The sequence below is a fragment of the Curtobacterium sp. 9128 genome (assembly GCF_007673775.1).
Classification (GTDB): Bacteria; Actinomycetota; Actinomycetes; order Actinomycetales; family Microbacteriaceae; genus Curtobacterium.
Genome location: NZ_VEAF01000006.1, coordinates 230,175 through 253,547 on the forward strand (window position 1 = coordinate 230,175; position 23,373 = coordinate 253,547).

At 73.1% G+C, this 23,373-nt stretch carries 27 protein-coding genes and 2 pseudogenes; 12 read left to right on the forward strand and 17 right to left on the reverse strand.

Going from position 1 to position 23,373, the window contains the following annotated elements; translation table 11 throughout:
- Window positions 1-4 precede the first annotated feature (4 nt).
- Genes FS641_RS14600 through FS641_RS14610 form a run of 3 tightly spaced genes read right to left on the reverse strand, consistent with a single transcriptional unit; the run spans window position 5 to window position 1,895 of the window.
- A complete protein-coding gene (locus FS641_RS14600; RefSeq protein WP_144765059.1) occupies window positions 5-703 on the reverse strand; it encodes an anti-sigma factor in 699 nt (232 codons plus the stop codon).
- On the reverse strand, window positions 700-1,215 hold the full coding sequence (locus tag FS641_RS14605; protein ID WP_144765061.1) for a sigma-70 family RNA polymerase sigma factor: 516 nt from the start codon (window positions 1,213-1,215) through the stop codon (window positions 700-702). The genes FS641_RS14600 and FS641_RS14605 overlap by 4 nt, the downstream gene beginning before the upstream one ends.
- Complete coding sequence (locus FS641_RS14610; RefSeq protein ID WP_144765063.1) at window positions 1,212-1,895, reverse strand: YceI family protein; 684 nt, start codon at window positions 1,893-1,895, stop codon at window positions 1,212-1,214. The genes FS641_RS14605 and FS641_RS14610 overlap by 4 nt, the downstream gene beginning before the upstream one ends.
- Before the next feature lie 139 nt (window positions 1,896-2,034).
- On the opposite strand from FS641_RS14610, the gene FS641_RS14615 reads away from it, so the two are divergent.
- Window positions 2,035-2,613: a hypothetical protein gene (locus tag FS641_RS14615; RefSeq protein WP_144765065.1), complete on the forward strand. Its 579-nt coding sequence runs from the start codon at window positions 2,035-2,037 to the stop codon at window positions 2,611-2,613.
- 81 nt (window positions 2,614-2,694) lie between these two features.
- On the opposite strand, the gene FS641_RS14620 is transcribed toward FS641_RS14615, so the two are convergent.
- Entirely contained in the window at window positions 2,695-2,916 is a 222-nt protein-coding gene (locus tag FS641_RS14620) for a hypothetical protein (RefSeq protein ID WP_144765067.1), read from the reverse strand.
- Between the two features lie 66 nt (window positions 2,917-2,982).
- On the reverse strand, window positions 2,983-3,936 hold the full coding sequence (locus FS641_RS14625) for a DNA-3-methyladenine glycosylase (protein ID WP_144765069.1): 954 nt from the start codon (window positions 3,934-3,936) through the stop codon (window positions 2,983-2,985).
- Between the two features lie 73 nt (window positions 3,937-4,009).
- Here FS641_RS14625 and FS641_RS14630 point away from each other — a divergent pair, with 73 nt between their 5' ends.
- From FS641_RS14630 to FS641_RS14650, 5 genes are all read left to right on the forward strand, one after another.
- Complete coding sequence (locus FS641_RS14630; protein ID WP_144765071.1) at window positions 4,010-5,038, forward strand: 6-phosphofructokinase; 1,029 nt, start codon at window positions 4,010-4,012, stop codon at window positions 5,036-5,038.
- A gap of 161 nt (window positions 5,039-5,199) precedes the next feature.
- Complete coding sequence (locus FS641_RS14635; protein WP_144765073.1) at window positions 5,200-6,177, forward strand: MDR family oxidoreductase; 978 nt, start codon at window positions 5,200-5,202, stop codon at window positions 6,175-6,177.
- Window positions 6,178-6,264: 87 nt separating this feature from the next.
- Window positions 6,265-6,933 (forward strand): GntR family transcriptional regulator, encoded by a 669-nt coding sequence (locus tag FS641_RS14640; protein WP_144765075.1) that lies wholly within the window; start codon window positions 6,265-6,267, stop codon window positions 6,931-6,933.
- Between the two features lies 1 nt (window position 6,934).
- Window positions 6,935-8,308: a hypothetical protein gene (locus FS641_RS14645; RefSeq protein ID WP_144765077.1), complete on the forward strand. Its 1,374-nt coding sequence runs from the start codon at window positions 6,935-6,937 to the stop codon at window positions 8,306-8,308.
- Window positions 8,305-9,093, forward strand: coding sequence for an ABC transporter ATP-binding protein (locus FS641_RS14650; RefSeq protein WP_144765078.1), 789 nt, complete (start codon window positions 8,305-8,307; stop codon window positions 9,091-9,093). The genes FS641_RS14645 and FS641_RS14650 overlap by 4 nt, the downstream gene beginning before the upstream one ends.
- Before the next feature lie 85 nt (window positions 9,094-9,178).
- Here the strand turns inward: FS641_RS14650 and FS641_RS14655 are convergent.
- From FS641_RS14655 to hemE, 11 genes and pseudogenes are all read right to left on the reverse strand, one after another.
- A pseudogene (locus tag FS641_RS14655) lies at window positions 9,179-10,450 on the reverse strand (glutamate-1-semialdehyde 2,1-aminomutase); the annotation flags it as partial.
- Between the two features lie 59 nt (window positions 10,451-10,509).
- Window positions 10,510-11,505 carry a porphobilinogen synthase gene (hemB, locus tag FS641_RS14660; RefSeq protein ID WP_144765082.1) on the reverse strand — a complete coding sequence of 332 codons (996 nt, stop codon included), beginning with the start codon at window positions 11,503-11,505 and terminating at the stop codon, window positions 10,510-10,512.
- Window positions 11,502-12,215, reverse strand: a pseudogene (locus FS641_RS14665) (uroporphyrinogen-III synthase); the annotation flags it as partial. The pseudogene FS641_RS14665 and the gene hemB, both read right to left, overlap by 4 nt.
- A 71-nt stretch (window positions 12,216-12,286) precedes the next feature.
- Window positions 12,287-13,276 carry a hydroxymethylbilane synthase gene (gene hemC / locus FS641_RS14670; RefSeq protein ID WP_144765086.1) on the reverse strand — a complete coding sequence of 330 codons (990 nt, stop codon included), beginning with the start codon at window positions 13,274-13,276 and terminating at the stop codon, window positions 12,287-12,289.
- Window positions 13,273-14,514 carry a ferrochelatase gene (locus FS641_RS14675; protein WP_186317783.1) on the reverse strand — a complete coding sequence of 414 codons (1,242 nt, stop codon included), beginning with the start codon at window positions 14,512-14,514 and terminating at the stop codon, window positions 13,273-13,275. The genes hemC and FS641_RS14675 overlap by 4 nt, the downstream gene beginning before the upstream one ends.
- The gene (gene hemQ / locus FS641_RS14680; RefSeq protein ID WP_144765088.1) at window positions 14,511-15,230 is read right to left on the reverse strand and encodes a hydrogen peroxide-dependent heme synthase; all 720 of its coding nucleotides are present in this window, start codon (window positions 15,228-15,230) and stop codon (window positions 14,511-14,513) included. The genes FS641_RS14675 and hemQ overlap by 4 nt, the downstream gene beginning before the upstream one ends.
- 57 nt (window positions 15,231-15,287) lie before the next feature.
- Entirely contained in the window at window positions 15,288-15,524 is a 237-nt protein-coding gene (locus tag FS641_RS14685) for a DUF3618 domain-containing protein (RefSeq protein WP_186317784.1), read from the reverse strand.
- Window positions 15,525-15,547: 23 nt separating this feature from the next.
- The gene (locus tag FS641_RS14690; protein ID WP_144765092.1) at window positions 15,548-16,006 is read right to left on the reverse strand and encodes a phage holin family protein; all 459 of its coding nucleotides are present in this window, start codon (window positions 16,004-16,006) and stop codon (window positions 15,548-15,550) included.
- Window positions 16,003-16,257 carry a hypothetical protein gene (locus tag FS641_RS14695; RefSeq protein ID WP_144765094.1) on the reverse strand — a complete coding sequence of 85 codons (255 nt, stop codon included), beginning with the start codon at window positions 16,255-16,257 and terminating at the stop codon, window positions 16,003-16,005. The genes FS641_RS14690 and FS641_RS14695 overlap by 4 nt, the downstream gene beginning before the upstream one ends.
- A gap of 95 nt (window positions 16,258-16,352) precedes the next feature.
- Entirely contained in the window at window positions 16,353-17,669 is a 1,317-nt protein-coding gene (locus FS641_RS14700; RefSeq protein WP_144765096.1) for an NAD(P)/FAD-dependent oxidoreductase, read from the reverse strand.
- Window positions 17,666-18,814 carry a uroporphyrinogen decarboxylase gene (gene hemE / locus FS641_RS14705; protein ID WP_144765098.1) on the reverse strand — a complete coding sequence of 383 codons (1,149 nt, stop codon included), beginning with the start codon at window positions 18,812-18,814 and terminating at the stop codon, window positions 17,666-17,668. Before hemE ends, FS641_RS14700 begins: the two co-directional genes overlap by 4 nt.
- Before the next feature lie 19 nt (window positions 18,815-18,833).
- Here hemE and FS641_RS14710 point away from each other — a divergent pair, with 19 nt between their 5' ends.
- Both FS641_RS14710 and FS641_RS14715 read left to right on the forward strand, forming a co-directional pair.
- The gene (locus FS641_RS14710) at window positions 18,834-20,147 is read left to right on the forward strand and encodes a glutamyl-tRNA reductase (protein WP_144765100.1); all 1,314 of its coding nucleotides are present in this window, start codon (window positions 18,834-18,836) and stop codon (window positions 20,145-20,147) included.
- 68 nt (window positions 20,148-20,215) lie between these two features.
- Complete coding sequence (locus FS641_RS14715) at window positions 20,216-20,575, forward strand: NUDIX domain-containing protein (RefSeq protein ID WP_144765102.1); 360 nt, start codon at window positions 20,216-20,218, stop codon at window positions 20,573-20,575.
- Between the two features lie 18 nt (window positions 20,576-20,593).
- Here the strand turns inward: FS641_RS14715 and FS641_RS14720 are convergent, their stop codons facing one another.
- Window positions 20,594-20,890 (reverse strand): hypothetical protein, encoded by a 297-nt coding sequence (locus FS641_RS14720; RefSeq protein WP_144765104.1) that lies wholly within the window; start codon window positions 20,888-20,890, stop codon window positions 20,594-20,596.
- Window positions 20,891-21,016: 126 nt separating this feature from the next.
- On the opposite strand from FS641_RS14720, the gene FS641_RS14725 reads away from it, so the two are divergent.
- The 4 genes from FS641_RS14725 to FS641_RS14740 all read left to right on the forward strand — a co-directional run bounded on the left by FS641_RS14725 (window position 21,017) and on the right by FS641_RS14740 (window position 23,373).
- On the forward strand, window positions 21,017-22,213 hold the full coding sequence (locus FS641_RS14725) for an AraC family transcriptional regulator (RefSeq protein ID WP_144765106.1): 1,197 nt from the start codon (window positions 21,017-21,019) through the stop codon (window positions 22,211-22,213).
- Window positions 22,214-22,376: 163 nt separating this feature from the next.
- Window positions 22,377-22,841 carry an Asp23/Gls24 family envelope stress response protein gene (locus tag FS641_RS14730; RefSeq protein ID WP_144765108.1) on the forward strand — a complete coding sequence of 155 codons (465 nt, stop codon included), beginning with the start codon at window positions 22,377-22,379 and terminating at the stop codon, window positions 22,839-22,841.
- Window positions 22,838-23,029, forward strand: a complete 192-nt coding sequence (locus tag FS641_RS14735; protein ID WP_144765110.1) for a DUF2273 domain-containing protein — start codon at window positions 22,838-22,840, stop codon at window positions 23,027-23,029. Before FS641_RS14730 ends, FS641_RS14735 begins: the two co-directional genes overlap by 4 nt.
- Entirely contained in the window at window positions 23,026-23,373 is a 348-nt protein-coding gene (locus FS641_RS14740; protein WP_144765111.1) for a hypothetical protein, read from the forward strand. Before FS641_RS14735 ends, FS641_RS14740 begins: the two co-directional genes overlap by 4 nt.

The window sequence follows — 23,373 nt, forward strand, 5'->3', positions numbered from 1 at the left end:
GCCGTCAGATCCGCACGCTCGCCAGGGTCCTGGCGTCGCCGTGCAGCCGCACCTCGACGGAGGCGATCGCGTCGAGCGGCACGTCCGTCGACGCGGCGAGCCCGGCGGCCGAGCGCCCGGACGCCGCCCACGAGGCCACCGTCTCGTCGGCGCCGTCCTTCCGCACCACCACGAGGTCGTACATGGTGCTTCCGCCGTCCCCCCAGTCGCGGCCGCCGTAGGTGCAGCCCCAGTCGAACCGGGTCCCCCAGGCCTTCCGGGTGACGTCGAGGTCGACGCGGAGTCCGGTGCCCGCGGCCGGCGCCATCGCGTACTGCTCGGCCGCCGCGGACACCGCGGTCGGCGCGACGCCGTCACGAGCGGTGCCGACGGCCACCCCGCCGAGCACGGCGACGACGACGGCGGCCCCGGCGGTCACGGCGAGCAGGACCCGCCGACGGCGACGCCGGCTGCGGACGCGGTGCGCGACGGTCGCGAGCGGTCGTGCCGGGGGCGTGTCGGGCCTCCCGTCCGCCTCGGCGACCGCGACCGCTTCCTCGGCGGGGAGTCGACCGAGCAGTCCCGGCATGCCGGCCAGCTCGCCGACGGCGGCGCGGCACGCGGCGCACGTCTCGAGGTGCCGTTCGTACTCGAGCCGCTCGTCGCTCGGCAGCGAACCGAGCACGTAGGCGGCGTCCCAGTCGCGGTAGCGGTCCTCGGTCATCGGGTCACCCCTCGTTCCTGCAGTGCGAGTCGGAGTGCGCGGAGGCCGTAGTGCAGGCGGGACTTCGCGGTGCCCTCGGGGATGCCGTGCCGCCGGGCGATCTCGGGCACGGTGTGGCCGAGCCAGTACGCGTCCACGACGACACGACGGTGCTCGGGTGAGAGGGAGGCGAGGGCGTCCGCGACCACGATGCCGTCGAGCACGGCGTCGGTCCGGTCGGGCTGGACGTCCTCGACGGGGTCGTCGCTGCCCAGCTCACGGCGGTGCCGAGCCGAACGGGCGTCGTCGACCACCAGGTTCCGCGCCACCGTGAACAGCCACGCGCGCGCCGCGTCCGGTTCCCGTTCGAGCACCGCCGGCCGCTGCCAGGCGCGCACCAGGGTCTCCTGGACGACGTCGTCGGCGAGCGCCCGGTCCGGGGTGAGGTGACACACGTACCGCAGCAGTGCGTCCGCGTGCTCGGCGTGCAGTGCGACGAGCAGCTCGTCGGCCGGTCGCTCCCCCACGGTCACCTGGCCAGCTCGAGGGAGAACTCGACCGCGCCGGAGCCGTCGACCTTCACGAAGCCGAGGTCGGGCGCGTCGACGCCGTAGTCGGCGAACGTGACCGGGACCGAGCCGGCGACCTGGACGTGGCCGGACCGGTCGACGCCGAGCTGGGCGTCCGTGGACACGGCCTTCGTGACACCGTGCACGGTGAGCTCGCCGCGCAGCGTGACGTCCCGGTCGGTGCCGGCGAGCGCCGCTCGCACGTCCACGGGCTCGGTCACCCGGAAGGTCGCGGTCGGGAACCGGTCGGTGTCGAGTGCCTGCGTCCGGAAGTACGCGTCGCGGGCGGACTCGGGCGTCGTGATCGACGCCACCCGCACCGTGACGGTCGCCCCTCGGAGCGTCCCGTCGGCCACGGTGGCGCTCGCGTCGACGTCCTCGGTGCGTCCGGTCACGGTCACATCCTGGCCCCGGAGGACCTCGTGCACCCGGTACCCGGCGTAGCTCCCGCCGGTGGCGGTCCACCTGCCGTCGGCGTCGGCCGCGTCGAGCGTCGCGCCGCCGGTCGGGGCGAGCGACGGCGCGGCGTCGGCCGATCCGTTCACCAGGCCCGCGTACACGACGGGCCCGCCGATCACGGCGGCCGCCCCCACGACGACCACGCCGGTGGCGATCCCGAGCAGCACCTTGGTCCGAGTCCTCATGCCCGGTCAACGACGCAGCGACCCGGATCGTTCAATCCGGGTCGGGATCGAAAGATCCGGCGGGCTGACCCGTGTCACCGGTGAGCGGGACCGCTCCTGCCGGGAGGCCCGGCTCGGTCCCGCAGGACAGGGGCCACCCATGCGCACCACACGTTCCATCCGTTCCGTGCTGTTCACCGCCGGCGTCGCGTTCGCCGCCCTCGCGCTCGCGGGCTGCTCGACGGGGCCGGCGTCGTCCGGCAGCTCGTCGGCAGCATCCGGGAGCTCGTCGTCGTCGGACGCTTCGGCGTCGTCCTCGGCACCGACGTCCTCCGGCGGCGCGTACGGGTCCGCCGACGGCGGCCACAGCGGCGGCGGCCACGGTGCCGACGACGGCATCGCGACCGCGTCGACCACGCTCGGCACCGTCGTCGTCGACGGCAGGGGCATGACCGCGTACTTCTATGACGAGGACGTCAAGGGCTCCGGAACGAGCACATGCTCAGGCGGGTGCGCCGCAGCCTGGCCGGCGATCGAGTCCGACACGGCGAAGCCCGCCGTGTCCGGGGTGACGGGCGAGATCGGCACGATCACGGGCATCGACGGGAAGCTGCAGGTCACGGTCGACGGCCGACCGATCTACACCTACGCGGCGGACGCGAAGCCGGGCGACGTGACCGGGCAGGGTATCGGCGGGGTCTGGCACGTTGTCAACCCCGACGGCACCGAGCAGAAGTAGCTGACGAGCGGGCTTCTGGCCAGACCCATGACCCGGGAGGCAGCATTCCGGGCCGCAGTTCCTGAGGGGCGGCAGGCTCAGTCAGCGGTGATGGTAGAAGTTTGCCTGTGCCTCGCGCAACGCATCAGCGAGCTCCTGGTCACTCTGCTCGACGGCCCACGAGCGAGCACCGAAGTCGGTGAACTTCGCCACCCACACTGAGAACACGACGAGGGCGACGAACACGACCGCGGCTCCGATCCACCACCCGATACTCGGAGCATAACCGGCGGGCGAAATCCTGTCGCGCCCCAGCACGAACATCGCGCCCCGTCGTGTCGGGGCGCGATGTTCGTGGCGGGGTGCGAAGCGGGTACGCCGGGCGCCGGCTCAGTGGTGGCGGTGGTCCTGGATCGTCATCCGCGGCCCGAACGCCGGCTTCCGGAACCCGCTGCCGCCGATGAGCCGCACGATGCGCTCGCGGTGTCCGCGCCACGGCTCGAGGAGCTCGAGCATCCCGTCGTCGTCGACCGGGCCGCCCGTCAGCGCCCACCCGACGAGCGCCGGCACGTGGTAGTCCCCGACGCTCGGCGAGTCCGGGTCGCCGTGGGAGCGCTGCGCGGTCTCGGCAGCGGTCCACTTCCCGATGCCGGGGACCGACTGCAGCCGCGCGGCGACGACGGAGCCCCCGCGCCCGAGCGCCAGCGTCCGCTCGAGTGCGGGCGCGACCTTCACCGCCCGCATCACGGTGGCGGAGCGCCCGGGTTCGATCCCGGCCCGGTGCCACTCCCAGCTCGGCACCTTCGCCCACTCTGCCGCCGACGGGGGCACGACCATGCCGACCGGGGCCGGCCCCGGCGCGGGGGTGCCGTAGCGGCGGAGGAGGTACCGCCAGGCGCCCCAGGCCTGCCGCGATGTGACCTTCTGCTCCATGATCGCCGGCACGAGCATCGCGACGACGGTGTTCGTGCGGCACAGCCGCAGGCCCGGCTGCCGGTGCCGGGCGTCGGCGAGGAACGCGTGTGCGGAGACGTCGAGGTCGGACCAGTCGTCCCCGCGCCCGACCAGGTCCGGGCCGTGGTCGACCGCCCACTCGGCGCCGTCGCCCCACGCGGAGATCGCGATCGTGTCCCCGGCCTGCCGGATCACCACCGAGGCGGGCCCCTCCGGCGTGCGGAGCCCGAGCCACACGTCGGACCCGACCACCCGGAACGCGGGGTCACCGGAGCCGCGCTGCAGGGGCCGGAGGGTCGCGGCGACGTGCACCGGGCCTCCCGGCCGCCAGTGGGTGTCGAACCGCCGCACGCCGCGCGCCGGAGCCGGGTCGAGACGGGCGAGGCGCATGACTGGGATGGTAAGCCAGACCACCGTCGGCCAAGATGGGACCTGATCCTCTCACCCGACATCGGAGTCACCCATGCGCATCGGCATCCTCACCTCCGGCGGCGACTGCCCCGGACTCAACGCGGTCATCCGGGCGGCCGTCCTCAAGGGCATCGCGATCCACGGCCACGAGTTCGTGGGGTTCCGCGACGGTTGGCGCGGTGTCGTCGAGGCCGACGTCGTCCCGCTCGGACGCAAGGAGATCCAGGGCATCGCGAAGCAGGGCGGCACGATCCTCGGGACGAGCCGCACGAACCCGTTCGAGGGCGAGAAGGGCGGGGTGGAGAACATCCAGGCCAACCTCGCGCGGCTCGGCATCGACGCGATGATCGCGATCGGCGGCGAGGGGACCCTGGCGGCGGCGAAGCGCCTGACCGACGCGGGACTGAAGATCGTCGGCGTGCCGAAGACGGTCGACAACGACCTCGGCGCCACCGACTACACGTTCGGGTTCGACACGGCCGTGGAGATCGCGACCGAGGCGATGGACCGCCTGCGCACCACCGGCGAGTCGCACTCGCGCTGCATGGTCGCCGAGGTGATGGGGCGCCACGTCGGGTGGATCGCGCTGCACTCGGGCATGGCCGCAGGCGCGCACGCGATCCTCATCCCGGAGCAGAAGACGAGCATGGAGCAGATCGCGGGGTGGGTGCAGTCCGCGTACGACCGTGGCCGCGCGCCGCTGGTGGTCGTCGCGGAGGGCTTCGTGCCCGACCACGAGGACAACGCGCACTCCGAGCGCGGCCTCGACGCGTTCGGTCGCCCGCGGCTCGGGGGCATCGGCGAGCGCCTCGCGCCGCTCATCGAGGAGATGACGGGCATCGAGACGCGTGCGACGACCCTCGGGCACATCCAGCGCGGTGGCACCCCGACCGCCTACGACCGGGTGCTCTCGACGCGGCTCGGGCTCGCCGCGATCGACTCGGTGGTCGAGGAACGCTGGGGCCGGATGGTCGCGCTGCGCGGGACCGACATCCTGCACGTGTCGTTCGAGGACGCCCTGGGCGAGCTGAAGACGGTGCCGCAGGCGCGGTTCGACGAGGCGGCGATCCTGTTCGGGTGAGCCGAGCGGGTTCCGAGGGCGGGGGGGGTCGACTCGGAACGACATCGTCGCTGTCGTGCGACATCGACCCTGTCGTTCCGGGTCGACGCGGGCCGCGGGGCGGCGCAGGTCCGCCCGGCAGCGCCCGGCACGGCCTGGAGGCTCGGGGTAGCGTTCGGCGCGTGACCCGCGCCGTCCTCGCCTCCCGTTCCACCGCACCCGCCGTCACGTCGATCGACGTCCCCGACCCGGGCCCCGGCGAGGCGCTCGTCGACGTCGCGTACTCGAGCGTGAACTACAAGGACGGACTCGCACTGGCCGGCGACCCCGGCGTCGCCCGCGTCGACCCGCTCGTGCCGGGGATCGATGTGGTGGGCACCGTGGCGGCGCTCGGGCCCGGCGTCCACGACGTCGCGATCGGCGACCGCGTGGTGCTCAACGGCGCCGGCGCGGGTGAGACCCGGCACGGCGGCTGGGCGACGCAGGCGGTGGTGCCGGCGGCGTCGCTCGTGGTGCTCCCCGACGGCGTGCCCGAGGACTTCGCCGCGGCGATCGGTACCGCCGGGTTCACCGCGGCGCTCAGCGTGCTGGCGCTCGCCCGCTTCGTCGAGCCGTCGGACGGCCCGGTCCTCGTCACGGGGGCCTCCGGCGGCGTGGGCTCGGTGGCGATCCCCCTCCTCGCCGGCCGCGGGTACGAGGTGACGGCGTCCACCGGACGTCTCGAGCACACCGACGCGCTGCGGGCGCTCGGCGCGAGTGACGTCGTGGACCGGAAGACCCTCGGCGAGCGCGGGAAGCCGATGCAGAAGGCGGTATGGGCCGGCGCGGTGGACAGCGTCGGCGGTGCGACGCTGGCGAACCTGCTCGCCGCGACACGGTGGGGCGGGGCCGTCACGGCGTGCGGTCTGGCGCAGGACGTGCAGCTGCCCACCACGGTGCTCCCGTTCATCCTGCGCGGGGTGTCCCTGCTCGGCATCAACTCGGTCGACGCTCCCCACGCGCTGCGCGTCCGGGCATGGGCGATGCTCGCCGACGAGCTCGACCCGGCCCGCCTCGCCGCGGTGACCCGGACGGTGTCGCTGGACGAGGCGGTCGCGCTGGGCCCGGAGATCGTCGCGGGTCGGGTCCACGGCCGGACGATCGTCGACCCGTCGCGGTGACGTACTGGTGTCGTAGTATTCTACAAGCGCTTGCCATTTGACACGTTAGGATTTGAATTCCGTACACGTGTCATGTGAGGAGCACCGATGCCGGTCCCGAAGTCAACCGTCGAGAACTCGCCACGGAAGCTCCTCCGCGACGTCGTCTACGAGAAGATGCTCGCGGCCCTCCGCGACGGCACGCTCCAGCACGGCGAACGTCTCAACGACGACGAGCTGGTCCAGTGGCTCGGGGTCAGTCGCACCCCCATCCGCGAGGCGATCGCGAAGCTCGTCGACATCGGCCTCGTCGAGATGGAGGCGAACCGCTACACCCGCGTCGCGACCCCGACGTTCGACGACTGGGTGACCGCGACCCGGGCGATGGCCGGTTTCTCCGAGCTCAGCCTGCGCTGGGGCGTCCCGACGTACTCCGACGACGAGGCCGACGAGCTCGCCGGACTGCTCGACAAGGCCGACGGGCTGCGGAAGGTCCGCGACTACGGGTTCAGCGGCGCCGTCACCGAGATCATCGAGTTCGCGATCGCGCACTCCGGCAACCCGCTCGTGCAGACCGCGGGCGTCGGCGCCCTCGAGCGCGTCCGCTTCACCCTCAACCCGACCCCGCCGTTCGAGCAGTACGGGTCCGAGGCGTTCTTCTCCATCCTGCGCGACGCCCTCGACGAGCGGGACGGCGAGACCGCGGCGGAGGCCGGCCGTGCGCTGACGCGGAACTTCGAGCAGCACATCGAGGCAGTGCGCGCCGCGAGGGGCTGAGATGTCGTTCGTCGGGGCCTGGGGCGGTACGAGCGCCGGCGCCTTCGACGAGCCGTACCGCCGCCTGCTCGAGGCGCACCGTGACGGGACGCTCGAGCGCGGCGTGCCGCTCCGGGACGTCGAGGTCGCCCGGACGATCGGCGTGCCGCGCCTGCTGGTCCGCGGGGGTCTCGCGCGGTTGGCGGACGCCGGGCTCGCGACCATGGACGACCAGGGCACCGTCGTCCTGCACGTGACCGGGTTCGCGTCGTGGCACGCCGCCCAGGTCTGGTGGCTCGCGGTCTTCGAGCTCACCGCCAGGACGGCGGTGCCGGTGCTCACCGACGAGGACGTCGAGGCGTTCGAGACCCTCGTCACCGCCACCGCGCGGCAGGGAGCACTGCGGAGCGACACCTTCGCGCCGCTGTTCACCGACTGTCTGCGCTTCCTGGTCGACCGCTCCCCGAACGCCCTCGCGCGGCGGGAGGCCGGCTTCGTGCTCGACGAGCTGCTGTCCGCGCAGGAGTCCGTCCCCGCCTGGGCCGTCTGGGACTCCGACGCGTTCCTCCTCGTGGCGGCGCGTGCGGCGCGCTCCCGGGACCCCGAGCTGATGGTCGACGCGGTCCACGCCTACGCCGACCTCGCCACCGGTCCCCACCTCGACTCCGTCCGTGCGGCGTTCGGCCTGCCGAGCGAGCCGGCGCCGGCGTGGGAACGGGTCGACCCAGAGGACCTCGAGCCACCGTGGCGCCGTGACCCCGCCTGGCGCACGGTGCTCGGCGCGGTCCGCAGCGGTGTCCTCCCGCGCGGGACGGAGCACACCGTGGGACAGCTGGCGCAGCGCTTCGGGATGGACCTGCCGGTCCTGATGCCGCAGCTCCGTCGGCTCCAGCAGATCGGCCTCGCAGAACCGACGGCCGACGGCGCCGTGCGGCTGACCGACCCGACGCTCGCGGACTGGCGCGACGCCGGGCAGCTCCTCGACGCCGCTTCCGAGCGGTGCACCGCCCTGGTCGTCCCCCTGCTCACGCCGGCGGACCGACGGGCCCTGGCCGACCTCGTGGAGCTGCTGCGGTACCAGAGCACGGTGCACGACCAGGCCTTCACCGCGAGCGTCCTGCAGACCGCCCGGTTCTTCGCGGAGCGCTGCGGGTCCCCGCGACTCCGGAACGCGACCAGGATCGCCCTCGCCCGGGTGGCCTACGTCGTCGACCACCCGCCGGACTTCGAGCAGTGGTTCATCGAGGACTACCTCGCGCCGCTCGAACAGGCCGCGGCGGACGCGGACCCGATGCTCGCGACCGAGGCCTCGCACGCGCTCCGCCGGCACGCGGACCGGCAGTTCGCCACCGCGATGCGCAACGACGCAGCGCGGTACGGCACGATGGACGCGTGACCGACGTCCTCATCCGCGCCACCGGCGTCCGCGTGACCCGGTCCGGTCGCGACCTGCTGCACGACGTCGACCTGACCGTGCGGAGCGGCGAGCACTGGGCGCTGCTCGGACCGAACGGCGCGGGCAAGTCGACCCTGCTGGCCGTCCTCGGTGCGACCGGGCACCCGAGCGCCGGCACCGTCGAGGTCCTCGGCGAACGGCTCGGGAGGGTCGACGTCCGGGCGCTCCGCGAGCGTATCGGGCACGTCGACCCGCGTCACCGGATGCTCTCCCCGCTGACCGTGGCCGAGACCGTGCTGACCGGGCTCACCGGCACCACCGACCTCATGATGCGGTGGGAGCCGACCGCGGCCGAGGTCGCCCGGGCCGACGAGCACATCGCCGCCGTCGCGTTGACCGCCCGCCGCGACGCCCGCTGGCCGGTGCTGTCGCAGGGCGAACGGGGGCGTGCGCTGATCGCCCGGGCGCTGATGTCCGAGCCGCGCCTGCTGCTGCTCGACGAACCGGCGACGGGACTCGACGTCGCCGCCCGTGAACACCTGCTCGAGACGGTGGACGCCCTCCGCGAGCGGCACCCGGACCTCGGCAGCGTCATGGTCACCCACCACCTCGAGGACCTGCCGGCGTCGACCTCGCACGCGATGCTGCTGCGCGACGGTGCGGCGGTGGCGCAGGGAAGCGCGGATGCGGTGATCACGTCGGCAGCGGTGTCCGACGCGTTCGACTTCCCGCTCACGATCGAACGGACCGACGGACGCTGGCACGCCCGCCGCGCGACCCGGTAGCCGCGCGCGACGACGCCGACGCCGCCGCCCGGGCAGCCGCCGACGCCGTCGCGCGCGCAGCCGCCCGCGCCGCGCGGGCAGCCGCCTACGCCGTCGCGCGCGCAGCCGCCTTCGCCGCCGCAGGCAGGGCGTCGAGCACCCGACCGACGGCTCGGTCGTCGTGGGCCGCGGTGACGAACCACGCCTCGAAGACGCTCGGCGGCAGCGTGACACCGGCGTCCAGCATGCTGTGGAAGAACGGCGCGTACCGCCAGGTCTCCTGCGCGCGGACGTCGTCGTAGTTCCGCGGCGCCTGCTCGGTGAACGCGAACGAGAACAGGTTCCCGGCCCGCTGCACGGTGTGCGCGACACCCTCGGCGGCCAGGGCCTCGGACGTCGCCGCGGAGATCACCGACGCGGTGCGGTTCAGCGACTCGTAGACGTCCGGCGTCGCCGCACGGAGCGTGGCGATGCCCGCGGCCACGGCGAGCGGGTTCCCGGAGAGCGTGCCCGCCTGGTAGACGGGGCCGAGCGGGGCCAGGTGGTCCATCACCTCACGGCGACCGCCGAGGGCGGCCAGGGGCATGCCACCGCCGATGACCTTGCCGAACGTGACCAGGTCGGGCTTCCACCCGGCGCCGTCCGGGACGACCTTCGACGCCTCGAGACCCCACCAGCCGGCGGATCCGACGCGGAACCCGGTGAGCACCTCGTCGACGATGAGCAGCGCACCGTGGGACTGCACGATCCGGGCGAGGGCGCGGTTGAAGCCCCGCTCGGGCGCGAGCACGCCCATGTTCGCGGCGGCCGCCTCGACGATGACCCCGGCGATGCGCTCGGAGTGCTCGTCGAAGGCGCGGCGCACGGCGTCGAGGTCGTTGTACGGCAGCACGAGCGTCTGTGCGGCGGTCTCGGCGGTGATGCCCGCGCTCCCGGGCAGCGCCAGCGTCGCGACACCGGAGCCCGCCTCGGCGAGCAGGGAGTCCGAGTGGCCGTGGTAGTGCCCGGCGAACTTCACGAGCAGGTCACGGCCGGTGTAGCCGCGGGCCAGGCGGATCGCCGTCATCGTGGCCTCGGTCCCGGTGGAGACCATGCGGAGCTTCTCGATCGGACCGTCGCCGTCGACGGACACCCGCTGCTTGACGAGTTCGGCGAGCTCGGTCTCCCCGGGGGTCGACGCCCCGAAGGACAGCCCCCGTGCGGCGGCCTGCTGCACGGCCTCCACGGTGCCGTGGTGGGCGTGCCCGAGGATCGCCGGACCCCACGAGGCGACCAGGTCGACGTACTCGCGACCCTCGGCGTCGGTGACGTACGCGCCCGACGCGGAGACCAGGAAGCGCGGTGTCCCGCCCACGGAGCCGTAGGCCCGCACGGGCGAGTTGACGCCGCCGGGGATGCTGTTCTTGGCCCGGCCGAAGAGCTGGTCGTTGGTCGTGGTCATCGGGTGCCTCCCATGCGGAGCGTGCGGGCGATCTCGACCGCGAAGTAGGTCAGGATCGCGTCGGCGCCGGCGCGCTTGATGCCGACGAGCGACTCCATCGCGGCGGCGTCGCGGTCGATCCAGCCGTTCTGGGCCGCCGCCGTGATCATCGCGTACTCGCCGGAGATCTGGTACGCCCACACCGGCACCGGGGACGTCGCGGCGGTCTCGGCGAGGACGTCGAGGTAGCTCATCGCGGGCTTCACCATCACGATGTCCGCACCCTCCTCGATGTCGAGCGCGACCTCGTGGCGACCCTGCCGACCGTTCGCGGCGTCGATCTGGTACGTCCGGCGGTCTCCGACGAGCGAGGACGACACGGCCTCGCGGAAGGGCCCGTAGAACGCCGACGCGTACTTGGCCGCGTAGGCGAGCAGCGCGGTGCCGCTGTGCCCGGCGACGTCGAGGGCGTCCCGCGCCGCGGCGATCTGGCCGTCCATCATGCCGCTCATGCAGACGAGCTCGGCGCCCGCCTCGGCCTGGACGACCGCCATGTCGCGGTAGCGCAGCAGCGTGGCGTCGTTGTCGACGGAGCCGTCCGCGGCGAGGACACCGCAGTGCCCGTGGTCGGTGAACTCGTCGAGGCACAGGTCGGACTGCACCACGAGGGCGTCGCCGACCTCCTGCTTCGCGATCCGGATCGCAACGTTGAGGATCCCGTCCGGGTCGGTCGCACCGGAGCCCTCGGCGTCCTTCGTCAGCGGCACACCGAACAGGTTGACGCCGCCGACCCCGGCCTCCGCCGCGTCGACGAGCGCCCGCCGGAACGAGTCGAGCGAGTGCTGTTCGACGCCGGGCATGCTCGAGATCGGGACGGCCTCGGAGGCACCCTCGCGGATGAACATCGGCAGGACGAGGTCGGACGGGTGGAGACGGGTCTCCGCCACCAGACGACGCATCGCCGGGGTGGCGCGCAGTCGGCGGGGGCGGACCTGGGGGAAACGGCCGGTCACTTCGGTGCCTTCCTGTTCGGGGGCGGGGTGTTCATGGACTCGACGAGGGCGTCGAGGAGGGACTCGGCGGAGCGGGACGGCGCCACGACGTGCACGGGCAGTCCGGCGGCGCTCGTCTCCGCCGCGGTCCCCGGCCCGATGCAGGCCACCAGGGTGCGCGGGTCGAGCGGGGTCATCCTGCGGGCGATCTCGCGGGCGACACTGCCGCTCGTCACGAGGACCGCATCCGGAGCCGTGTCGAGTCGGACCGGCTCGTCGCCGGTCCCCACGGTACGGTACGCCTCCACGTCGTCCACGTCGATGCCGCGAGCTCGGAGACCGTCGACGACGGTGGGTGCGGCGATGTCGGACCGGGCGACGAGCACGTTGCCGACGACGTCGGGGAAGGCGGCCACGATGCCCCGGGCCGACGTGTCCTCCGGGACGAGGTCGACCCGCCAGCCCGCCCGTCGGGCGGCGGCAGCGGTGCGGTCACCGACCGCGGCGACGCGGACGCCTGTCGCCAGACGCGACACGCGCTCCGCGAGGACGGCGACGGCCGTCGCACTGGTCACCACGACCCACGCGTACCCGGCCGGGTCGGATGCGTCACCGGCGCGCGGTGCCGCGCCGAGCCTCCAGGCCGCCCGGTCCAGCGGACCGGGGTCGGACGGCGGTGCCGACGTGATCAGCGGGATGACGACCGGGTCCAGGCCGCGCTCGCGCGCGGCCCGTGCGACGCGGTCGCCCCAGCCCCCGCCCCGCGGGACGACGACGACCGGAGCACGCGTGTCCGTGGCGCCTACCTCGACGAGGGTGCGATGTCCGCGAGGTCGGCCGCGCCGTTCTCGAGGAGCTCGGCAGCGACGCGGTCGCCGACCTCGAGCGCGTCGGCGAGACGGGTCTCGGCCGAGCCCTCCAGCACCGCGGCGTGCGACGCGGTGCGGTACTCCGACCCGTCGGGACGGTAGACCGTGGCGGAGACGAGCAGCATCTCGGCGTCGACGATGGCGGTCGCGCCGATCGGTGCGGAGCAGCCGGCCTCGAGCCGTTCGAGGACGCGGCGCTCGGCGGACACGGTCAGCCGCGTCGGCGCGTGCTCGAGCTTCCGCAGCCCCGCGAGCAGGCTCCGGTCAGTCTCGGAGGAGCGGATCTCGACCGCGAGCGCGCCCTGTCCGGGAGCGCTCGGCCAGAAGCCGAGGTCGAGCAGCTCGGTCGCCTCGCCGAGGCGGTCGATGCGTGCCAGACCGGCGGCGGCGAGCACGACCGCGTCGAGGTCGTCCTCGACGCGTCCGAGCCGGGTGTCGATGTTGCCGCGGATGTCCACGACGTCGAGGTCCGGACGCTTCGCCAGGAGCTGCGCCACGCGTCGCGGCGACCCGGTGCCGACCTTCGCGCCCTCGGGCAGCGACTCGATCGTGGCGGCGTTCCGCGCGACGAGGACGTCACGGGCATCGGCGCGCTTCGGCACCGCGCCGATCGTGAGCCCCTCGTACGGCGCGGTCGGCAGGTCCTTGAGCGAGTGCACGAGCACGTCGACCTCGTTCGCGACGAGCGCCTCGCGGAGCGCGCTCGCGAAGACACCCGTCCCGCCGAGCGACGCCAGGGAGGCACGGTTCGTGTCGCCCTCGCTCGTCACCGTGACGAGTTCGACCGGACGTCCCGAGGCCTTCGCCAGGCGGTCCGCGACGTCCTGCGACTGCGCGACCGCGAGTCGGCTGGCCCGAGTGCCGAGCCGGATCGGTGCGGGACCGGTGCTGCCCGTGGAGGCGGTGGTGGCGCCGTCGGTCACGGTGCGAGCCCGGCGGCCGCCGGCTTGAACCCGGCGCGGACGTTCTCACAGCACCCCGGACGGCACACGTCGTACCAGGGACCGATGTCGGTCAGGTGCGGGCGGTCGGCGGTCGGCGTGCCCTGGACGCGCTCGAGCACGAGGTCGACGAGACCGGAGACGTACGCCGGGTCGACGCCGGGCGTCTGCGTCCGGAGCGACCAGAAGCCGAGCTCCTGGGCGGTCTCCGTCGCCTCTTCGTCGAGGTCCCACATGACCTCCATGTGGTCGCTCACGAAGCCGAGCGGGACGATGAGCACGGCACGGGTCGGACCGCCCTTGAGCTCCTCGTTCATGAAGTCGTTGATGTCCGGCTCGAGCCACGGCTGCGTCGGTGGGCCCGAGCGCGACTGGTAGACGAGCTTCCAGCCCGGCTTCGTCGTCCCGGCCAGGTGGGCGTGCTCGGGCTGCGCGAGCAGTTCGTTCCAGGCCTGCTCGAGGACGACCTCGGCGACGGCGAGGTGCTGCGCCTCGTACGCGCCGTGCTCGCCGAACCCGCGGAAGTCGGGGCCGGACCGTGCCGCGTCGGCGGAGGGGATCGAGTGCGTCGAGAACAGGACCCGCAGCTCGGTCGCCACGTCCAGGCCCTCGTTCTCGGCGATCGCCTTCGCCAGGCCGTCACGGACGCCGTCGACGAACGGCCGGACGAAGCCGGGGTGGTCGAAGAACTGCCGGATCTTGTCGATCTGGATCGTGTCGACGAGCCCGGTGCTGTCGAGCACGCGGGCGTAGTCCTCGCGGTACTGGCGGCAACTCGAGAAGGACGAGTAGGCGCTCGTCGCGATGGCGATGAGCTTCGTCAGACCGCGGTCGGCTGCCTCGGTGAAGGCGTCCTCGAGGTAGGGCTCCCAGTTGCGGTTGCCCCAGAGCACCGGCATGTCGATGCCGCGCTGCGCGAGCTCGGCCTCGAGCGCCGCCTTGAGCGCGCGGTTCTGCGCGTTGATCGGGCTGACGCCGCCGAAGTGCCGGTAGTGATGGGCGACCTCTTCGAGCCGCTCGTCCGGGATGCCGCGGCCACGCGTGACGTTGCGCAGGAACGGGATGACGTCGTCCTGGCCCTCGGGACCGCCGAAGCCGGCGAGCAGGATCGCGTCGTACGCGGTCGGGACCTCGACGTGCTCCGGGCCGTCCGCCGCCGCGGGGGTCGCGGCGAGGACCGTGCCCCGTCCGTTCGTGATGTTGGTCGACGTGTCGCTCACGAGAGCACCTCCGGCAGCTCGGTGGTCGTCACGCGACGACCGGTGAAGAACGGCACCTCTTCACGCACGTGCATGCGTGCTTCGGTGTAGCGCAGGTCGCGCATCAGGTCCACGAGGTCCACCAGGTCCGGGCTCTCGAGCGGCAGGATCCACTCGTAGTCGCTCAGCGCGAAGGTGGCGATCGTGTTCGTCAGGACGCGGCGGTACTTCGCACCGGCGATGCCGTGGTCGCGGAGCATGGTCGACCGCTCCTCCTCGGGCAGGAGGTACCACTCGTAGGACCGGACGAACGGGTAGACCGTGATCCAGGCCTCCGGGTCCTTGCCACGGAGGAACGCCGGCGTGTGCCGCTTGTTGAACTCGGCCTCGCGGTGCATCGCCATGGCGTGCCACACGGGTTCGGCGTCCTGGAAGAGCGCGGTCCGCCGGATCGCCCGGAGCACGGCCTGGATCGCCTGGGCGTCGTCGCCGTGCAGCCAGACCATGACGTCCGCGTCGGCCCGGAAGCCGGAGACGTCGTAGAAGCCGCGGATGGTCACACCACGCTCGGCCGCCGCGGCGACGACGCCGTCGAGCTCGGCGACCGCGTCGGGCCCGACCGTGTGGATCGGTCCGAGGGGCCGGCGGAACACGGCCCACAGCGCGTACGCGGTGAGGAGGTTCGGGTCGATCCCGGAGTCGTGGGACGGGTCGTGCGCGGGCACGGTGGAACTCATGCGTCCAATGTCCTGTCGTTGCGAGGGGAAACGCCGCTCCCCGTCCGGCGGCGAGCGCTACCGCCGTCGGAGCACCGCTACGACGATACCCCCGACCACCGCCACGCCGGCTCCGAGCCCGGCCAGGTACGGCACCGGGTTCGCCTGGGCACCGCGCTTGACCTTCGACGCCGCGATGCCGATCTGCTTCGGCACGTTGAGCTTGTCCTCGATCGCGTCGAGCGTGTCGAAGAGCTGTGCCCGAGTCGCGGCGACGTCGTCGGCGAGCTGGTCGTGGGGGTGCTGGTCGGTCACGGGGTCCTCCGGGAGTGGGTGGTTCAGAACCGACCGCTCACGTCCGGCTTGCGGGACGCGTGCTGGGTCGGGGGCGTCGGCTTCTTGCCCATGCCCTTCACCGCGTTGATGTCGTTCTTGACGCTGTCGATCGTGCGCTTCGGCGTGATCGGCAGCCCCTTCTTGAACCGCTTCCAGCCGACGAACCCGAGGATGCCAGCGACGACGAGCATCACGAACGCCAGGACGAGGGCGGCCAGCCAGGCCGGCATGACCGTCGCGAGGCCCATCACGGCAGCGGTCAGCAGGACGCCGATCGCGTAGAGCACGATGACGAGGGCCACGACCAGGATGGCCGCGGCGATCGCGAAGACCTTCGCCTTGCCGACGAGTTCCGCCTTGAGGAGCGCGATCTCACCCTTGACGAGGTTCTTGACGAGCTGTGGGACGTCCCCGACGAGACCGAACAGCGATCGCGGTTTCCGGTCACGGGTGTCGGTCATGAGGCCTGGGCGTCCTTCTTCTGACCGACCTTGCGGACGACCTTCTTGGTCTGCTCACCGACGAACTCGGCGACGTCGGGGGTCTTGTCCGCGACGAAGTCCTCGACGGTGTGGACGCCCTGCTGGACGCCGTTGCTGTTCCAGATCTTGCCGGTGACGGTCTTGATCTGTTCGTACCGCGCCCGCCCGGCTCGCGATCCCAGGACGTACCCGAGTGCTGCGCCGGCGACGAACAGGAGCCTGCCTCGCATGGTTCCTCCGTTGTGGTCTTGAGTGCGTGGTCATGCGCCGAACGGAATGTCTCGGCGTTCCACCAACAGTAGCCCTCGGGGGGTCTGTGGTCCGCTCAGGAACTGAGGAGGTCCCGCACGGTGCCCCGGACGCCGTCGACGATCCCGGCCAGGCCGCGCCCCCGCGTCGCCTCGCCGATGCCGACGACGCCCGTGGCGAGGCTGGCCGGCGCGGTGTCCGGGCCGTGCCAGCGGACGCGGGCGGCGCCGACCACGTTCCGCGCGTCCACGGCGACGCCCAGGAGCGCGGTCGCGTCGGTCGTCGCGCGGACGCCCGCCTCGCCGCCGGGGTCGACCGGGAGGCTCGTGCCCACGTCGTGCGCGTCCGCTGCGGTCGTCGCGTAGCTGAGCCGCAGGACGTGACGTCCGTCCGCCGCGTCGGCGAGCCACCGCCACTTCGCCGTGGCGTGCGTGAGTGCCTTCGCGCGGACGCCCACGGCGTCGGGGTGCACGAGCATCCCGGTGCCGCGCGGCGCGGCGTCGAGCTCGGGCTGGTCCACGACGAGCGTGAGCAGCTCGATGCCCGCGCGCCGTGGGCTCGCGGCACGGTGCGGGTCCGGCACCGCGGCCAGGACGTGGTCGGCCACCAGCCGCTCCGCGACGCCGTCGGCACCGAGGACCTCGACGGCGGCGCGTTCGATCCGGGACGCACGGGTGTGCAGCCGGACGTCGACCCGGTAGGTCTCCATGTCCGCGACGAGCTCGTCGACGAGTCGCACGATCCCACCGCGGATGCCCTGCACGGCGGACCCGGCCGTCGCGCGTTCCCGGAGCGCCAGCACGGCGCGGGCGAGCGATCCCTCGCGCTGCAGCGCTGCCCGGAGGCCCGGGGCGACCCGGTCCGGGTCGAGGTCGTCCGGGTGCGTGGAGTGCACGCCGGCGACGATCGGCACGACGAGGTCGTCGAGGACCCTGGCCCCCATCCGTCGCCGGACGAGCTCGCCGAGGGACGCGGCCCCCGCACCGACCGGACCGGGGATGAGTGCGTCGAACTGGGCCCGGAACGCGGCGCCCTGCCCGACCACGGCGATGACGTCGGCGGCCATCGGGCTGCCCGGGATGCCGAGCATCCCCGTCTTCGGGATCGGGGCGACGCGACCGTCGCGGGTCATCAGCCACGCGCCGCGGGGGTCGGGGTCGACGATGTCGTTCCCGAGCCCGAGCTCGATCGCGAGCGACCCGACGGCGTCCGTCCGGGTGGCGAACGAGTCCGCCGCCATGTCGAGGTCGATCCCGGCGACGGTGTGGCGGCGGGTCATGCCGCCGAGGGTCCCCGACGCCTCGACGAGCACCACGTGCACACCGGCCTTCGCGAGGTCGCGGGCGGCGACGAGCCCGGCGAACCCGCCCCCGACGACGACGGCGTCCGTCATGCGACGGCCCCGATGGTCCCGTCGCCCAGGGTGTGGACCAGCTCGACCAGCCGGGTGAGCACGGCGGGGTCGGTCTCCGGCGGGACCCCGTGCCCGAGGTTCACCACGTGGGCGCGGGCGGAGCCACCGCGGCGCACGACGTCGCGCACGTGGGCCTCGAGCACCTCCCACGGCGCAGCGAGCATCGCGGGGTCGACGTTCCCCTGCACCGTGACCCCCGAGCCGACGCGCTCGACGGCCTGGTCGAGCGGCAGGCGCCAGTCCACGCCGACGGCGTCCACCTGCACGCCGTCGGTGCCGAGGGTGGTCATGTCCCGCAGGACCTCGCCGCTGCCGACGCCGAAGTGGATGCGCGGGACGCCGAGGTCGGCGACGTGGGCGAGCGCCGCGGCCGAGTGCGGTGCGACGTGCGCCAGGTAGTCGGCGCGGGAGAGCGAGCCGACCCACGAGTCGAACAGCTGCGCGGCCGAGGCCCCGGCGAGCACCTGGGCGCGGAGGAAGGCCCCGGAGACGTCGGCGGCCCAGCCGAGCAGGCGCGACCACGTCTCCGGGTCGGCGTGCATCATCGTGCGGGCACGGATGTGGTCCTTCGACGGGCCGCCCTCGACCAGGTACGCGGCGAGGGTGAACGGGGCGCCGGCGAAGCCGATGAGCGGCGTGGTGCCGAGGCCGGCGACGGTGCGCTCCACGGCCTGCGTGATCGGGGCGAGGGCAGCCGGGTCGAGCGCCGCGAGCGCGTCGACGTCCGCGGGGGTGCGGATCGGGGAGCCGAGCACCGGCCCGCGCCCGGGGACGATCTCCACGTCGACGCCCGCGAGCTTGATCGGCACGACGATGTCGCTGAAGAAGATGCCGGCGTCGACCCCGTGCCGTCGGACGGGCTGCAGTGTGATCTCCGACGCCATCGCCGGGTCGAGGCAGGCGTCGAGCATGGCGGTCCCCACGCGGAGTTCGCGGTACTCCGGCAGCGAACGGCCGGCCTGCCGCATGAACCACACCGGCAGCGTCTCCGGCCGGTCGCCACGGAGCGCACGGACCAGCGGGGACCCGGCGGTGCGGCCGTCGACGATCGGGTGCGTTGCCGGCAGGACGGAGGTGGGTGCATCGGTCACCTGTCGATTGTCGCAGCAGCGACTGTCGGACATGCGCGGTACCATGGAGTACGTGCTCATCTGTCTCACGGCGTCGCATCGCAACGCCAGCTTCGACCTCCTGGAGCGACTGAGCATCGGCGCCCCCGCGGCCGCCTCCCGACTCGTCACCGACTCGGACGTCCTCGACGGTGCGGTGGTCCTCGCGACCTGCAACCGCTTCGAGGCCTACCTCGACATCGCCGGCGACGACCGCGACTCCGCGGTGTCCGCCACCGTGCAGGCCGTCGCCTCGGCCAGCGGTCTGCAGGGCGACGAGGTCCTCGACTCCGTGTCCGTCCTCGGCGGCAAGGACGTCGTGCAGCACCTGTTCGCCGTCTCGAGCGGGCTGGAGTCCGTCGTGATCGGCGAGACCGAGATCTCCGGGCAGGTCCGCCGCTCGCTCGAGGAGGCCCGCGCGAACGGCACCACCACCTCGGACCTCGAGCGGCTCTTCCAGGAGGCCGCGCACACCTCCCGCGGCGTGAAGACCCGGACCCGGATCGGTGCGGCGGGCCGCTCGCTCGTCCGCCTCGGGCTCGAGCTCGCGTCGTCGCGCGTGACCGACTGGGCGCACACCGACGTGCTCCTGGTGGGGACCGGCAGCTACGCCGCGACCACGATCGCCGCGCTGCGTGACCGCGGTGCCGAGCGCATCCAGGTCCACTCGCCGTCGGGTCGCGCACCGTGGTTCGCCGCCAAGCACGACCTCGTCGCGGCGACCGACCTCCGCCAGGCCATCGCCACGAGCGACGTCGTGATCACGTGCACGTCGAGCGAGGTCCCGGTCATCGGGCCGGCCGACCTCGACGACGGCGTCCGGCGCATCGTGATCGACCTCGGACTCCCCCGGAACGTCGACCCGGCCGCGGCCGGTGTGGACGGTGTCGAACTGCTCGACCTCGAGACCATCGGCATCCACGCGCCGATCGCCGAGCTGAACGCCGAGTCCGAGGCCCGCGCCATGGTCGACGACGCCGTGTCCCGGTTCCGCGCTCAGGCGATGGAGCAGTCGACGACGCCGGCGCTCGTGGCCTTCCGGAAGCACGTCTTCGCCATCCTGGACGACGAGATCGACCGCGTGCACCGCCGCGGGGACAGCACGCCGGAGACCGCGGAGCAGACCGAGCGCGCACTCCGGCACCTGGTCGGCGTCCTGCTGCACCGTCCGTCGGTCCGTGCCCGGGAGCTCGGCCGGGCCGGCCGCGGCGACGAGTTCGTGGGCGCGCTGGACGCCCTGTTCGGCGTCCGTGCCGAACCCGAGGCGGAGCTGGACGTGCCCACCCCCGTCGTGCCGCTGGCGGACCGGACCGCGCCGATCCGCGACGACGCTGCGGACGCGAGCTGAGCCTCCCCCGACCGCGACCGACGCTCCGCGTCAGCGCACTGCTGCTGGTCCGTGACCGACGCGTGCTCATGGTGCGGGCGCGTGGCCGCGACGTGCTCTACCTGCCCGGTGGCAAGGCGGAGCCGCACGAGACCGACGTCGAGGCCGTCGTGCGGGAGGCCCTGGAGGAGACGGGCCTCCGGCTCACCGCGGACGACGTCGACGAGTTCGCCGTCGTCACGGAGGCGGCGCACGGCCACGGTCCGGACACGATGGTCACGATGACCCTGTTCCTGGTCCGGCCGGGAGGCCCGCTCGACGCCGTCACGCCCGTCGCGTCCGCCGAGGTGGACGAGGTCGTGTGGGTCACCTCCGACGATGCCGACCGGTTCCCGCCCGCCGGCATCGAGACGGTCCGCCTGCTGACGCAGGCAGACCTCATCGACTAGCCGGGTCCGGCCGGTCGCTCAGCCGTTCTCGGTGTCGTCCGTGCCGCTGCCGGTGTCGACGTAGTGGCCCACCTCGGCGGAGGGGCGGGGCTCGTCCTCGCCGGGGATGTCGGAGTCGACGTACTCGCCGTCGGGCTGGGTCGTCGTCGGGACGTCCTCGCCGGGGATGTCGCTACCGACGAACTCGCCGACCGGCTCGTCGGACGGCACCGTCGGCTCGCCGGGGATGTCGCTGTCGGTGAACGCCCCCGCGCGGGTCTCCACGCCGTCGGACCGGTCGGACTCGCCGCGGATCTGCTCGTGCTTGCCTGCCATGGGTGCATCCTCCAGGTCGGTGGGACGGCTCCTGCGTCGCCCTGGACGCGAGTGTGCTCGCGCTTCCTGTACAGCACCTCGGATGCCGACACGGCCCGGCGAGGCCCGGGATGTGAAGATGTCGATGTGCACACGTCGTCCGACAACGGGTTCCGCAAGCAGCGGTTCACGGACGACGACGGCTCGGGCTACGGCGCGATCTTCGCATCCGAGTACCACGGGTCGACGTTCGCCTCCGAGCTCGACGCCGCCGCCGGCGCCCGGTACGAGTACCTGGTGATCGGGGACGACGACCTCTCGCTCCGGACGATGCGCGCGTCGGGGGGCCGACGGTCGGGGGTGATCGGCCCGCGCGACGACCACGTCGTCTTCTGGCTCGCGCAGGGACACCTGGAGATGCAGTTCGCGGACCACACCCGCGTGGTCCGACCGGGTGCGCCGTACATCGCGTCCGCGAGTGAGAGCTACCGCTTCGAGTCGGAGGCGACGGTCTACAACGGTGTGCACGTCGCCGACCGGTTCCTCCGCAGGGTCAGCCGTGAGCTCGGCTACCGGCAGGTGGACGGACCGCTGCTGTTCGACCAGCAGGACGAACTCGTCGCCCGCCGCGAACCCCTCCGTCGACTCGTCCACGAGCTGAGCCCGGCGCTGCTCGACGACCGCGTGCGGGGAGCGATGCGGACGGCGCTCAACCGGCGGCTCGCGGTCGTCGTCCTCGACACGTTCCCCGTGCGTGACCGCGGCGACGACGTCCCGGTGGCAAACCGGCTCCGCGACGCCATCCGGTACATCGAGGAGCACGCCCGCGACCGTCCGGCAGTGCGGTCGATCGCGGAGGCCGCAGGACTGTCCGAGCGCGGCCTGCAGGACGTGTTCCTCCGCACGCTCGGGGTGACGCCGAGCCGGTTCCTCCGCGACCACCGACTGGACGAGGCACGGCGCGCGCTGCTCGGCGGCTCGCACGAGGGCGGGGTCACCGAGGTCGCCCAGCAGTGGGGGTTCTCGAACCCCGGCCGGTTCGCGACGGCGTACCGCGCACGGTTCGGCGAGCAACCCGCTGCGACGGTCCGTGCCGTCCGCGGGGGTCGACCCGAGACCGGGACGCTCTCGACCCGGGTCCGTTCAGCCCTGACGTTCATCCGGGACCACGCGCACGAACCCCTGACCGTGCACCGCATCGCCGACGCCGTCGGGGTACGCCCGCGCCGCCTGCAGCAGCTGTTCCAGACCGAGTGCGGATCCACCCCGATGGCCGTGGTCCGCCGGGTCCGTGCCGAGAGCACAGCGCGCAACACCCCGGACGGAATGCGCGCCGGCGACTGACCTCCGGACACGCATCGGGGTACACCACGGCCGCGATCACGCCGTTCCCTGGCATCTCGCTGGGAAGCGTGACGGCCGTGTGACTTTCCTCGGGGTCACCCCGTCTCATCCGTGAACAGCAACCGCTGGGAACACCTGGCGGGACCATCGGAAGGAGATCACCATGGCTGACACCACCACCAGCACCCCCACCACGAGCACCACGTCGAGCGTCGCATCGCGATCGCAGAACGCCACCGGCACCACGACCGGCAAGACCGTCATCGACGACACCGTCGTCTCGAAGGTCGCCGGCATCGCCGCTCGTGAGGTCAACGGCGTGCACGGCCTCGGCGGCGGCGCCGCGCGTGCCATCGGCGCGATCCGCGACGCCATCGGCCAGCGCGACCTGGGTCAGGGCGTCAAGGTCGAGGTCGGCGAGAAGCAGGTCGCCGCGGACATCGTGATCGTCGCCGAGTACCCGGTGCCGCTGCAGCAGGTCGCCCAGGGCGTCCGCTCCGCCGTGGCCCGCGCGCTCGAGCAGATCGTCGGCATGGAGGTCGCCGAGGTCAACGTGACCGTGCAGGACGTCTTCATCCCGGGCGACGACGACGACGAGGACGACAAGAAGGAGTCGCGAGTCGCATGAGCAGCACCTTCATCGGCGCCCTGATCGGCGCCATCCTGGCAGTCGTCGCACTGCAGTTCGGGTTCTGGGGCTTCGTCCTGGTCGTCGTCTTCGGAGCCGTCGGCGCACTCGTCGCCGCGCTGGTCTCCGGCAAGATCGACCGCGGTGCCCTCACCGACGTGCTGACCGGACGCCGGAGCTCCCGGTGACCGGCGGCCCGGACGTCCCGGGCCGCGTCGAGATCGGTGGTTCGGACGTCCCGGGTCGCGTCGAGATCACGGCGCGGGCCCTGACCTCGTGCGCCCGCGCCGTCGCTGCCGAGCGTCTCGGCGCTCCGGCGAAGAAGGTCCGCGTCGCCGTCGGTGACCACCAGGGACGCATCGCCCTCGACATCACGGGTCCGATCGCGGCGGCCGACGACATCGTCGGCCGCGCGACGGCCGTGGCGTCCGAGGTCAAGGACCGACTGGGGAGCCTCACCGGCCGCCAGGTCGGCAGTGCCCACATCGAGTTGACCGGGATCGTGCGCGAGCGCGACACCCGAGTCCGGTAG